The organism is Paenibacillus sp. N22P23 (assembly GCF_059383735.1).
The window spans coordinates 39,399-52,480 of sequence record NZ_JBXENT010000009.1; the positions used below are offsets into that span (position 1 = coordinate 39,399).

General features: G+C 52.1%; 14 protein-coding genes. 5 read left to right on the forward strand and 9 right to left on the reverse strand.

Annotation, left to right across the window (positions count from 1 at the left end; genetic code table 11):
* Positions 1-10 precede the first annotated feature (10 nt).
* Positions 11-418, forward strand: coding sequence for a hypothetical protein (locus AC506A_RS25475; protein WP_495463807.1), 408 nt, complete (start codon positions 11-13; stop codon positions 416-418).
* Positions 419-1,165: 747 nt separating this feature from the next.
* Here the strand turns inward: AC506A_RS25475 and AC506A_RS25480 are convergent.
* On the reverse strand, positions 1,166-1,819 hold the full coding sequence (locus tag AC506A_RS25480) for an NUDIX hydrolase (RefSeq protein ID WP_495463959.1): 654 nt from the start codon (positions 1,817-1,819) through the stop codon (positions 1,166-1,168).
* Positions 1,820-1,823: 4 nt separating this feature from the next.
* On the reverse strand, positions 1,824-2,330 hold the full coding sequence (gene mscL, locus AC506A_RS25485) for a large conductance mechanosensitive channel protein MscL (RefSeq protein WP_495463808.1): 507 nt from the start codon (positions 2,328-2,330) through the stop codon (positions 1,824-1,826).
* Between the two features lie 177 nt (positions 2,331-2,507).
* Between mscL and AC506A_RS25490 the strand changes: the two genes are divergently transcribed.
* Entirely contained in the window at positions 2,508-4,313 is a 1,806-nt protein-coding gene (locus tag AC506A_RS25490) for an ATP-binding protein (protein ID WP_495463809.1), read from the forward strand.
* 41 nt (positions 4,314-4,354) lie between these two features.
* Here the strand turns inward: AC506A_RS25490 and AC506A_RS25495 are convergent, their stop codons facing one another.
* Positions 4,355-5,374, reverse strand: coding sequence for a diacylglycerol/lipid kinase family protein (locus tag AC506A_RS25495; protein ID WP_495463810.1), 1,020 nt, complete (start codon positions 5,372-5,374; stop codon positions 4,355-4,357).
* Between the two features lie 151 nt (positions 5,375-5,525).
* Here AC506A_RS25495 and AC506A_RS25500 point away from each other — a divergent pair, with 151 nt between their 5' ends.
* Positions 5,526-6,695 (forward strand): DNA alkylation repair protein, encoded by a 1,170-nt coding sequence (locus AC506A_RS25500; RefSeq protein WP_495463811.1) that lies wholly within the window; start codon positions 5,526-5,528, stop codon positions 6,693-6,695.
* Positions 6,692-7,711, forward strand: coding sequence for an FUSC family protein (locus tag AC506A_RS25505; RefSeq protein ID WP_495463812.1), 1,020 nt, complete (start codon positions 6,692-6,694; stop codon positions 7,709-7,711). Before AC506A_RS25500 ends, AC506A_RS25505 begins: the two co-directional genes overlap by 4 nt.
* A gap of 67 nt (positions 7,712-7,778) precedes the next feature.
* Here the strand turns inward: AC506A_RS25505 and AC506A_RS25510 are convergent, their stop codons facing one another.
* The 6 genes from AC506A_RS25510 to ilvA form a co-directional block, all read right to left on the reverse strand.
* Positions 7,779-8,072, reverse strand: a complete 294-nt coding sequence (locus AC506A_RS25510) for a transposase (RefSeq protein ID WP_495463813.1) — start codon at positions 8,070-8,072, stop codon at positions 7,779-7,781.
* Between the two features lie 34 nt (positions 8,073-8,106).
* Entirely contained in the window at positions 8,107-8,256 is a 150-nt protein-coding gene (locus AC506A_RS25515) for a hypothetical protein (protein ID WP_495463814.1), read from the reverse strand.
* 110 nt (positions 8,257-8,366) lie between these two features.
* The gene (locus AC506A_RS25520) at positions 8,367-8,678 is read right to left on the reverse strand and encodes a hypothetical protein (RefSeq protein ID WP_495463815.1); all 312 of its coding nucleotides are present in this window, start codon (positions 8,676-8,678) and stop codon (positions 8,367-8,369) included.
* A gap of 21 nt (positions 8,679-8,699) precedes the next feature.
* Positions 8,700-9,305, reverse strand: a complete 606-nt coding sequence (locus AC506A_RS25525; RefSeq protein ID WP_495463816.1) for a TVP38/TMEM64 family protein — start codon at positions 9,303-9,305, stop codon at positions 8,700-8,702.
* Between the two features lie 23 nt (positions 9,306-9,328).
* Complete coding sequence (locus AC506A_RS25530; protein ID WP_495463817.1) at positions 9,329-10,483, reverse strand: MFS transporter; 1,155 nt, start codon at positions 10,481-10,483, stop codon at positions 9,329-9,331.
* A gap of 250 nt (positions 10,484-10,733) precedes the next feature.
* Positions 10,734-12,008: a threonine ammonia-lyase IlvA gene (gene ilvA / locus AC506A_RS25535; protein WP_495463818.1), complete on the reverse strand. Its 1,275-nt coding sequence runs from the start codon at positions 12,006-12,008 to the stop codon at positions 10,734-10,736.
* 456 nt (positions 12,009-12,464) lie between these two features.
* On the opposite strand from ilvA, the gene AC506A_RS25540 reads away from it, so the two are divergent.
* On the forward strand, positions 12,465-13,079 hold the full coding sequence (locus AC506A_RS25540) for a DUF2238 domain-containing protein (protein ID WP_495463819.1): 615 nt from the start codon (positions 12,465-12,467) through the stop codon (positions 13,077-13,079).
* The last annotated feature ends 3 nt before the right edge of the window (positions 13,080-13,082 follow it).

A 13,082-nucleotide genomic window follows, 5' to 3' on the forward strand; every position in this document is an offset into this window, starting at 1 on the left:
AGGAAATCAGGTGTCAATTAAATTGAAAGTGAAGAGTGTGCAGAAGGTGGCAACTAAGAACCGGAAATCTCGCGGCGCGCGTGTTTCCAACGAGCAAATGATGGGCAACAGAAGCGGTAGCCATTGTTGCAAACAACGTGATGGCGCTGTAGAAGGTATCCAAGAGGCAGGTGCAGATCTATCCGATTTGTTCTGTCAGCTTCGTTCGCCGGAGGTAGCTGCTAAGCTTGTTCGTGCAATTCGCTGCAGAAACCGTAAGGTCGTTGAAGAATTGATCGGATCCAACTGTAATGTTGTCTGTTTCTTCCACCAAGGCCGCATGGCTTGTGTACGGATTGCATGTGTGTTCGGTAACTGCTGCGACGTCCGCATTACATTCGACATTTGCGTATCGATGGGAAATTGTAATAACTTCTGAATTTGATTGGCGAACCGTCTTCCTCTGTAAGGGCTGTCTTCACTTCGGTGAGGGGAGCCCTTATTTGTTATGAACCCCTCCCAATGCGCCGGCATAGACTAACTGGAAATGGACGTTTGGCATAGGAGGGGACAGGTATGCCGTTAATTCCGAATTTTCCGTCAGCGCTTCTGCAGGAGCATATGCAATGGCACCATGCCAATCATCACGATGATCCGACGCAGCTGCCGGCGGGCTATGGTGCAAAGTTTATGCAATTCCATCGCTATTTCATCAATAAAGCGCTGCAGTGGTACTATCAGCAAGGCTATGACCCGCAGCTCGTCGCGCCGTGGCCGAGTGTGCCTGAGGCGATCCGCAATACGCGCTGTTATAACAAATCCGCCGAATCCCGCATTATGAATAACTTACAGTCTTTCAGCACGCTGGATCAGCTTGGGCTGTTTATCGAGGGTTCGAATATGCATGGATGCATTCATCAAGAGGCGGCTAAAATCTACGGAGAAGACTTTCTGAACGATTTCGATCTTGCGCCGCAAAGCACGTTGTTCTATCAGATTCATGGCATGATCGATCAGTGGTATAAACAGTGGGAACGGCTGGTGGGGCAGAACGGCTTCGTAGGAGGCGGCAGAGGGGCGACCCGGAAGTCTGCATCCACTGGAAATCGAGGTCAGGTGAGCTCAAGCAGAGCGGCGGCGAGTCAGTCGAGAAGAGGCAAAAAAAGGCGCAGTTCCGCCCTGCTGCTCACAAATGGAGCAGCAAAGCGCGGAATACGCCTGAATAATAGCTTGAAGGCCGTGTTACAAAGTCGGCCGCCTTCACTTGCACCGTCGAAGGGAGCTGCTGGTGATCGGGGCCAAGCCGGAAACCGGCCGCCTCTGCAAGATCCCGCGCTCCTTCAAACAGGGCAATCATCTCTTCAAGGTCGGCTTCGTACACCCCGGCCACTTCTTCGGCTTGCAGGGTCAGCGACCCGAGCGGCGCGTCATAAACGAAACCGAACACCCCGCTGACCTCGCGGTCGACAAACGCTGCACCCTTGGCGAAGCCCGAAGCTTCTTTACGGGCTTCGCCAAGAGGAATTAGCGCTTCGAACGGGATGGACGCGCCGAGCTCCTCTTCAATTTCGCGAGCAGCGTCGCGCATTGACTCACCGGCCGCCAGATGCCCGGCAGCCGTAATATCGTAGTAACCCGGATAGGTATCCTTATCCGAGCTCCGCTGCTGAAACAACACCAGCTTGCGCGTGCCTTCGCGCCGCACCAGCCAGCAGTGAATGGAATGATGCCACAGACCTCGCGCATGCACTTCGCTGCGAGGCGCCGTTCCGAGCCATACGCCGACTTCGTCGTAAATGTCGAAGTGCTCCTCTTCAGAAGCGTGCCTTGGAGTGGTCATCGGATTAGGACAAGCCTTCTTGAAGCTCAGCAGGCTCATCATTCAGATGAGACGTGCAATGGCCGCAGCGAGTAGCTTTGATAGGGATCTTGGACAAGCAGTACGGGCAAGTCTTATCCGTCGGTTCAGCAGGCGCCACTACAGGCTCGGGCTGCCCGATTCGTCGCAAGGTATTAGCGCCTTTAACCATTAGGAAGATACAGAATGCGACGATGGTAAAGTCGAGCACTACGTTGAGGAAATTACCGTACGCAATGACGGAAATCGATGCTTTTTGCGCGTCGGCCAATGTTGTTGGAGTCGCTTGATTCTCTTTAATCTTGGATAAGATCAAAAACTGATCGACCAAATTTACATTGCCAAGCAGCTTACTGATCGGAGGCATAATAATGTCATTGACCAGTGAGGTTACGATTTTGCCGAAGGCTCCACCGATGATGACTCCGACAGCCAAATCCAGCACGTTGCCGCGGACGGCAAATTCTCTAAACTCTTTTAAAATTTTAACCATAAGTTCACTCCTTTACTTGCATTATTATAGCGCACCTCCCAGTTCAGCAACAGTCCAGATGTCATAGGAAGGGAATTCCTACACTTTCCTGACGAAGAATAAAGGATAATTTGGGAAAATGTCGAATTCTTGAGCGAATAGACTTCCAAAAAAATCTATCGTTATCGGAGAATCGTAATGAGTGAACTTATGATTGGCGATAAGTGGATGCTGTTGATGTTGGCCCTCACGATCAATTTATTCGCCTCCATCACGATGTACAGCATGATCGGCCACCTCCAAATGCTCCGTGTCATGCGGCAATATTGGCTGCTTAGCGGTGCGCTTGTTTATGGTCTCGGCTTGTGGGTAAGCCATTTCATCATATTACTGACATCGGACACCATGATCCTTATAGACTGGACAATCATCGTCAAACTGTTCAGCATTATGGCAAGCGCTTACGGCTCCTTCCGGTTGCTCGGATCTAGGGCACCGCGGTCGATTCGCTTGATAGGCTGCAGCTTGTTGATGGCGCTCGGAACGAGCTCCTTAATTTATTCCACGCTGCTAAGCACTCAGGTGGAAGGATACAGCATTCATTTCAGTCTGGCATTCCTCTCGTTTCTGTTTAGCTTCCTCGGGACGGCGTCCTCTTTCTTTATCTTCGAGCGGAAGAACGGCTCAATGCTGCTTTCGGGCTTGCTGCTCGGTTTCACCGGCATTATTATGCAGTTGTTAGGGCTTGAAACGGTCACCGTGATCTATTCGGTGGTGCTCACCGCAGATCGATTGAATGACTACATGCAGCTGTTGTCCATTGTGCTTGGTCTGGCTACGCTGGTCATCTTTGTGTTCAGCTTGGTAGCCCGGTACGTGGACCGCCGCTATACCTCAATGAACGAGCGCTATAAGCTGCTAGTGGAAACGTCCATCGATATGATCGCCATCATTCATGACGAGAAATGGGAATATATTAATCGTTCCGGCTTGCAAATGTTTGCGGCGGACAGCGAGACCGATATGCTCGGCAAACCGGTCTATCAATTTCTACAGCCCAAATTCCATACGGTGATGAAAAGAATGCTTCAAGTGACGAAGCAGCGGGTTCGGCAGAGCCCAATCGAGCTGGATTGGTATACGGTGCAAGGTAAACCGCTGCATACGGAAGTGATTGAGACAAGCACGAAGCTGTCGGGTAAGCCAGTGTTTCAGATCATTATCCGTGACATCTCGGAGCGCAAGAAGAACGAAGAGCTGCTCATTAATTCCGAGAAGCTCTATGTGGCCGGTCAGTTGGCGGCGGGGATTGCACATGAAATCCGTAATCCGCTGACTTCCTTGAAAGGCTTCCTGCAGTTGATCGCGTCAGGGCGCAACAACAGTAAGAACTATTACGACATCATGAAATCGGAATTGAATCGGATCGAATCGATCGTGAGCGAACTGCTGATGCTGTCCAAGCCACAAATCTACGAGCTGGCTTACAAGGATATTCGCTCTATTATGGCGGATACGATTACGCTGCTGGAAGCGCAGGCGATTTTGCACAATATTGAGATTGAATCTGATTTAGGCGAGGAAGCACTGTGGGTGCGAGGCGTCGAGAACCAGCTTAAGCAAGTGTTTATTAATGTGCTCAAGAACGCGATCGAGGTTATGATGGACGGCGGTAAAATTACGGTGACTTGCTTGCGTGAAGGCTCGCGAATTATCGCGCGGATCGCCGATCGGGGACCTGGTATTCCGGAGGATCAGCTTTCGAAGATCGGTCAGCCATTCTATACAACGAAGGAAAAGGGCACAGGTTTAGGTCTGATGGTGACTTACAAAATCGTCGACAACCACCAAGGCAGCATCGACGTGAAAAGTTGTGTAGGTGATGGAACGACGTTTGATATCATATTGCCTTATTCAATTCCGGCAGAGGTTACGGATGTTGAGGTATGGAACAAGGTCACGCCGATTCATCGGCTGCGCCAAGAAGACGAAAGCGCATCATGAAGGAATCCCTGATGCGCCATAAGCTGCAATCAAGCAGCCGGTTACCGCAGCAAGCTGATGCGGTTGCCGGCTGCTTCTGCGTGTAAAGGTGTTGTGCCGGTTGGTTCGCCATCACCATAAATCGCAATCGGTTCTGCACCGGACTGCTGCTGAGCCGCGACGGTAACGACTTTGCCGCGCAGCATCGTCACATAAGGCAGGTGAACATGTGCGCCGCTTAGCAGCGTAGGGAATACACGCAGCATCTGCAGCGGGGTGCAGGTGTGGATGACACACACATCAAGCAGGCCATCGGTCGGAGAAGCATCCGGACAGATGCGTAAACCGCCGCCGTAGGCCGGAACGTTGCACACGGCTGCCATCCAGCCACGCTCGAAATCATGCGCTGCACCGTCTACTGTCACCGTAATGGGACGGGGGCGGTAGGAGATCAGCATCTGAAAAAGGCCAATGACATATGCGAAGGAGCCGACCCCAAACAGATTGCATAGTTTCTTGTAGGCGGAACGGTTAACGGCTGCGGCAATTGCGGCGTCGAAGCCGACGGCAAGCGCGGTCAGCACGGGGCGCATTGTCGTTTGTCCACCTGAAGAGCTGCTGCGCAGCAGAATGAGATCTACCGGTAAAGCGCTTTCGGCAATGAGGATACGATGGAGCGCTTCGAGCGGCTCCGCAGGAATATGGAAGGCGCGCGCGGTATCGTTGCCCGATCCGGAAGGGATGATGCCAAGCGGCACGCCGCTCTCATACAAGGCTGGCAGTATGCTGTGGATCGTGCCGTCTCCGCCAATGACAACGACTGCCTTTACAGTCGAACGCGTTATGGATCTGCCATGCGCATCGCCGCTGTTTATGGAAGCAGGAACATCAGTCGACAAGACCTCGCTGCGACTTGCGTATATGGCGAGCTGCTTGCGGATTTCCGCGCATGCTTCCTCCGGCGTTTGTGCCATGATCGTTTGGTAGGGGAGCTTGCGGCGCTGCAGCTCAGCCTCCACGAGCTTCCATACTTTCTTGCCCCGGCCGCCGCCGGACTTGTCATTTACGGCAAAAATCCACATGTGCTTGACGCCTCCTCTGATGTGCTCATTATAAAGGTGGATAAGCAGGTTGAAAACTTCTTTTTGCTGTAGAATCGGCTATAATACTTGAGTGTTGCAAAAATTTTGGCAAGACTCAAGTATAATAGCGAGAGGAGGCGAGAACAGAGAGATGGCAGAACCGTTGAAATTGATGTATGACATGCCGTTCCTGCGGCGATTTGCGGAGCTTATCGGATCCGAGTGGCCGGCTTTCGAGCGTGAACGCTTCATGCTGCTTGTCACAGGCGAAGGTTGGGAGGAGCTTGAGCTCAAGGGCCGAATCCGCCGAATTACGGAATCATTAGGGGCTGTATTGCCCGCAACTTACCCGGAGGCACTGCATGTATTGCTCGCGATTCATGAGCGCTGCGCCGGATTTCCTTACTTATTCTTTCCCGATTTTGTAGAGCGATATGGGCTTTCCGATTGGGAACGTTCCATGCATGCGCTGGAGAAGTTCACGATTCAATCGTCGGCGGAGTTTGCGATTAGACCGTTTCTGTTGCAAGAAACCGAGCGGACGATGGCCCGAATGATGGAATGGGCACAAAGTGATAATGAGCATTTGCGCCGTCTTGCGAGCGAAGGCTGCAGACCGCGACTGCCGTGGGCACAAGCGCTCACCATGTTCAAGCGTGATCCTTCTCCGATCGTTCCGCTGCTGGAGCTGCTCAAATGTGACCCGTCGCTTTATGTGCGCAAGAGTGTCGCAAACAATCTGAACGATATTGCCAAAGATCATCCCGGCGTCGTCAAAGCAATCGCTGCGCGGTGGAAGGGACAACATACACGCACAGACTGGATCGTTCGACACGGCTGCCGGACGCTGATTAAAGCGGCCGACCCTGAGATTATGGCGCTTTTCGGCTATGAGGAAGGCGCAGCGCAAAGCTGTGTTGACGCTGCCGAAATCGAGGTCATGCAGGATAAGGTCGAACTAGGCGGAGCAACCGAGATCAAGTATGCCTTGCGGCTACATAACACAACAACGGAACCCATAAAGCTTCGTATAGAGCTTGGCGTCTTCTATGTAAAGGCAGGGGGCAAGGTGTCGCAGAAGCGTTTCCTGCTAAGTGACAAACTTGCAGCCCAGGGAACGAGATTGGCCGGCGGGAAGAAGCTGGACTTTGCAGACTTAACGACACGCAAGCATTATGCGGGACTGCATCGCCTTGAGCTGGTCGTGAACGGCTCGCCTGTTGCGGATACAGCGGTAATGGTCTATGCTTCGGCCGATGAACGTAACGGCTCACAGTCGCAGCAGCAGGAGTGGGTTGGGAAGGGGAACGAAATCGAATGACCATAGGCGCACGCGTATTGAAGACAGGCCTCGCGGTAGCGCTGGCTGTTTACTTAAGCAATTTGCTTGGGTTTCCTTCCCCGATTATCGCAGCCGTTGCTTCGATATTTACGATTCAGCCCTCTATCTCCCGCTCTTGGCAGCAGATTGTGGATCAACTGCAAACGAATGTATTGGGAGCCATCGTGGCACTTGCGGCCGTTCGGCTTTTCGGGCATACCCCGATTGCAGTTGGCTTGGTCTGTATTATCGTCATCCTGATCAGTATTCGGCTGCGCATGGAGAATACGATCGGGCTGACGCTCGTGACTGTAGTAGCGGTAATGGAAGCCAATCAGGAAGGCTGGGAGTTTGCGGTGGAGCGGTTCCTCATGGTGCTGACGGGGATGGCCGCCGCATTCGCGGTTAACATTCTCGTCATTCCGCCGCGTCCGCGCAAGCTGTTTACGGTTCAGGTGCAGGAAGCGTATACGCAATTGTCACTGCTGCTGCGTATGGCGATTTCGAACGAGATGCGCGAGGACGTGCATCGGAAGGAGAAAGAGAAGCTGCAAGGAACGCTGCGCAAGCTGGATGAGGCTTATCTGCTGTTTGAGGAAGAGCGCTCATTAATGCCGCAGCGCAGGCAAGTTCGTGTACGGCAATTACTGTTGTCCAAGCATCTTATCAAGGCACTGCATCAAGGCGTCGATCTGCTTGAAGTGGTGGAAGAGCATTACTTTGCAGCTACAGGAGCGGAAGCATGGGCGAAGCAATTTGATCGTCAAATTGAGGAGCTGACCAAGTACCACGAACAGATCTTGCTGAAGATCGAGGGAAAAATGAAGCCTAACGCTGAAATTGAGCCTGAGGAAGAACGTGAGGCAAGACTCATCAAGCAACTGACGGATTATATGCGTGAAGACCCGGACGAGCATAAGCGGCTTGTCTTCGTGGCATCCGCCATGCTGGAGTATGCATACCATCTGCGCAGGTTGGAACGTGTGTCGGACCAGGTTCAACAGCGCGACGACTAGCTAATACTATAACGATATAACGCCCCTGTACCCGGCGCTTTAGCGCCGGGTACAGGGGCGTTATTCATTACTCTAATTTATTCGGTTTAGCAGGATGGCGCTTCGGATGCTGAAGATGAGCTTCGTGTGCGGTAGCATCCTTCGTCGGATAGAGGCGCGGATCGGTCTCGCCGTTCTCATGCGTGTTGATTTCGAGCTGGGTGAGCTCCCATTCGGTGGTGCCCAGCATGGGATCAGCCGGGAACACATCGCCGCGCTCCAGCTTCTCTTCACGGCCCCATTCATTCTTATATACTCCGTCTACTTCAACCGGTTCACCGGACATGGGATCCATCTGAAAATGGCCTTTTTCTTCGCTCATAACGTTCTCCTCCTGATGATATCAGCTCTATAGACTACAGCCCATGCTTCGGAACAGCGGCACGATCGGCTTCGGATTGCGCCGCGCTCGCTTGTGCTTTGCCTGCTCCCGATCCTGATCGATCTGCCTTAGACTGCGCCTTACTCGCTTGAACCTGCAAGTGGGACGGTTGTTCACCTGACATAGTAGTGGCCTCCCTGATGGCTAATGGTCATGAAAATCCTTTATCAGTTTGCCACAGGCGGAAGAAAACTATGTGCGAATCAAACCATTGGAGAACGTTTGCGAAGGCGGCTATAACAGTCGCAGCCCGCAAGAAGGACACTCTTGATGCTGATGAGTAACGGGATCGCCGCAAGCCGGGCAAGGCTCATTGAAGGGCTCGTCCATCACGGAAGCACGAGCTGCCGCGCTTTCTTGTTGTCCGCTGGCGGCGGGATCGGCTTGCACAGGCGAAGCGGAGCCACCGAACAAGGCTGTCACGAATTGTTTGATCTCTGGGTGTTTGTCCGAATCATCTGTTGATAAGCGAATCATAACAATCATGGCTGCGACAAGTCCGCCGACTATAAACAAGACGATGCTGGTTGCAAATACATTCATCATATAAGCGGACCCTCCCCAGGATTACTTCAGATGATAACGCGACTCCAGCTTCTTGCCACCAAACCACATGACAACGAGCAGCACGAGAGTGATTACGATGCGCCACGGTTCTTCGAGCAGATCGCCGATATTGAAGCTAAGCAGCGAGACGCTGAAAATCATGACCGCTTTACCCAGTAAAACGGCAAGCGCAAAGGAGCCAAAGGAAATCCCGCTAAGACCGGATACGATATTAATAATGGCAGAAGGCGAGAAAGGAAAGCAGGCGAATAGAAAGATCGGTGTAAAGCCGCGGTGTTCAATAAAAACTAGCAGCTTCGAGGCTCTTGGGAAGCGTCGGCGAAGCCAGCCGCTGAAACGACCGCCTAGCTTACGTGCGAGCCAGAACACAAGAATCGATCCGATGGATACACCAAGCCAGGAGTAGAAGGAGCCGAGCCAGAGCCCGTAAATATTAGCGTTCGCCGCCACAAATACGAGCAGCGGCAGAATCGGCAGGAACGATTCTGCCAAGGGCAGCAGAATACCCGGCAGCGGTCCGTAGGCCTTGTAGCTTTCCAGCGTTCGCTGCAGGTGTTCAAGGTCCATTTTCTTAAAGGAGTCAATCAATTCTTGCAAGACATTCATTCCGTGTTCTCTCCTTGCTATCATCACGTTTTGCCGTGGCTGCTGTCTTTAAACGCACGGAATGGGAACCAAATGTAGAAAAAACCGATCAATGCATACATGATTCCGCTGTACCAAAGTACGGCCGATTGTCCCTGCCATGTAGCAAGCGTACCGCCGACAACAGGACCAATCATCCCGCCAATGCCCTCTACGGTAGAGAAGATTCCCCACCCGAGACCCTGCTGCTTAGGCGGCACATAATTAGCCAGAAGCGCATTCCAGGCAGGCAGCAGCGTAGCGTAGGATAAGCCGAGGACGGCGGTCAACACGATGCATTGCCACATAGGCGGAGCAAGCGATAGGAAGTAAAGGGCTGTGCCGATCATAACGAAGCCGAAAACAAGGAACCATTTCTTCCCGCCGAGGATGTCCGATAAGCGTCCAAGGGGGATGAGACCTATAACGGTGCAGGCACCGCCTGCGAGTAAGAGCAGCGAATATTGCGCGCCGTTCATCCCAAGTTTATTCTCGGCAAAGCTCGGCAGGATAGGCACAAGCATGCCGGCACCCATCGTTTGAAGCACCATTCCGGGCAGCAAAAGACGCATATGCCGAAGACGTTCCTTTAGTATTACGAGCTGTTCGCGTAATGGTAACGAAGAAGTTGCGCCGGACGACTTTTGGTTGCTGATGAACAGGGAGAGCAGCCAGCAAAGCAGCGCCAGACCAAGCAGCAAATAATAGGTCCAAGCCGTGCTGTGATCGAGCAAAATATTCGTAACAATGGGTCCGGAGCCTATGCCGATGAACCAAATCGTGTAGAGAAAGCCCATCTGCATGGCCCGGCGTTCCTCGGAAACTTTAGTCAAACAAACGATCCAAATCGGCGAAATGCCGACGCCATATAAGGCGGCAGCCGTAATAAACAGCCAAGGCTGCTGCGCAAATTGCAGGAGGAAAATGCCGACGAGCGAAGCAAACAGGCCGGTATGTACGACAAACCGGATGGAGAAACGGTCGAGCAAATAGCCGATGGCCATCTTAAGCGCAGTGTCGGTTAAGTAGTGGGCGGTGATGGCAATGCCAATGATGTCGAGGGACAAACCGAGCGTCTTCTCGCCGAAGATCGGGAGGAAGCTGATTAAAGCAGCGCCGCGGACAAATTCAACCAGAAACAAGATGACCGAGAACAACACGATTTCACGGCCGAATAGACGAGTAGTAATGATGTCACATCCCCTTTATGCAGGTTTTATCCATACGCAATCACCTGTGGGCAGACGTCTTCTTCATTATATGCAAGCTGGAACAAAAATCCAAGTTACGTCCCACAGCAGGTAAACTTAAGGATTCCCCAAATAATAGCGGTTCATTGCTTTGTTGCAGGAGACAGCAAAAAAAGCCTGACTGCTCCAAGGAAAAGAGCAGCCAGGCTTTACAAAAACATTAAATGAGTAGATTGAACAATACCGGGTCCTTGTTCAGTTCGATGAAGTTAAGCCCCTTCTTGTGCATGCGCGCAACGAGCGGTTCGTAATCGTTACGGTTCTTGAGCTCAATGCCTACGAGCGCAGGCCCGTTGTCTTTGTTGTGCTTCTTCGTATATTCGAAACGCGTAATATCATCATCCGGCCCAAGTACCTCGTCTAGGAATTCACGAAGAGCGCCTGCACGCTGCGGGAAGTTGACCATGAAGTAATGCTTCAGCCCTTCAAAAACGAGCGAGCGCTCCTTGATTTCCTGCATCCGGTCGACATCGTTGTTACCACCGCTGACGACACAAACGACTGTCTTGCCCGCGATTTGGTCGCGGTACAGGTCAAGCGCCGCAATAGGCAGCGACCCTGCCGGCTCAACGACGATGGCATTCTCGTTGTACAAATCCAGCATCGCGGTGCAAGCTTTGCCTTCCGGCACGAGAATAATATCATCAATCATATCCCGGCACATGCGGAAGGTGAGTTCGCCGACGCGTTTCACGGCCGCGCCGTCCACGAATTTATCGATCGTATCCATCGTCTGCACTTCGCCTGCATCAAGCGAGGCACGCATGGATGCGGCACCTTCCGGCTCAATGCCGATCAACTTCGTGCTTGGCGAGACGGCTTTGACATAAGCGCCAACGCCTGCAGCGAGGCCGCCGCCGCCGATCGTAACGAATACGAAGTCAGGTACAGATTCGATGGCTTCCATGATCTCTTTGCCAATCGTTCCGTTGCCTGCAATAATCTTCGGATCGTCGAAGGGATGAATGAAGGCGAGATCGTCCTTGCGGCTCGCGGCAATTGCCTCGTTGAACGCATCGTCGAACGTATCGCCGGTTAGAATAATTTCAACATCGGCACCGCCGAAGAAGGCGACTTGAGTGACCTTCTGCCTAGGTGTTGTGCTTGGCATATAGATTTTGCCGGGGATACCGAGCGTATGGCAGGAATAAGCGACGCCTTGGGCATGATTGCCGGCACTGGCGCAGACAACGCCGCGCATTAGACGTTCTTCGGGAAGCGATTTGATCAAGTGATACGCACCCCGCAGCTTGAACGAACGGACGACCTGCAGATCCTCCCGTTTCAGATAGACATTGCAGCCGTAGCGCTCTGACAGCACTCGGTTATGTTGAAGAGGTGTACGTGCCGCCACTTCCTTTACGTGCATTTGCGCTTGTGCAATTTCGGTCAACCCTACTGAGATCGTCCCGCTAACATTCCATTCATTTCCCATGACAGCCATTCTCCTTTAATTCCCCGGATACGTATAAACATACAAAAAAATCCCGTCCCACAAGGGACGAGATTGATCTCGCGTTACCACCCTACTTCCGCTGAGCCTTCTGGATTGAAGGCCGAAACGGCTCTTTGTCACGTACCAACATACGCGCTCCGTGTAACGGCGGACACCGTCCATGCTTACTGTCCTTTTATAAAAGGACTTGAAGCGGGTTCAGCATGGCTTCTTCGGGAGGATGCGGCATAGCTCGGCAAACGTCGGCTTTCAGCGGGTGCGCCGACTCTCTGGGGATTGTCCATAGCGATGTGCGTGTTCCCATCAACGAATTTGAACATTTCGATTATCCTTGTTATACTCCCAAGCCAGGCAATTGTCAACGGGCATTTGCCTAGGATATTTCGCCAGCAGTAGGTAAAGATGATGGAACATGATCGTGAGGAGTTGTAATGCATGCCATTTCGAGCGAATCGCTGGCTTCAAGCGGATCTCATCGTGTTTGTCATTCTATGGACGCTACTGGCGCTCTATCCGGTCAACGTGTTTGATTGGTGGATGGAAAATATATTGAACTTCTTGACACTCATCGGATTAATGATTGGGTATCGCTACTTCAAATTCAGCAACCTATCCTATACCTTCATCCTGTTTTTTATACTGCTGCATACAGTAGGTGCACACTATGCGTATGGTACAACGCCATATGATCGATTCATGCACCATGTGTTTGATTTCAAGCGAAACCAGTATGATCGTGTGGTTCATTTTGCTTTTGGCCTGCTGATCGGTTATCCTGCGGTCGAAGTGTTAACCCGTGCTGCAGGCACACGCAGAGGTTGGGCTTACCTGCTCGTTCCTTGGCTGCTTCTTGGCTTTGCGGCGATTTATGAAATCGGGGAGATGTATGTGGTGTTTGTTGCTCCCCCGGAGAAGGGAAACATGTTTCTCGGCGCCCAAGGCGACAAGTGGGATGCCCAGCATGATATGGAGGTTACGCTGTATGGTGCGATTATTACGATGCTATATTTATTTGTTCAAAAAAAATTCAACAAAAATAGACAGGGTTGAAGC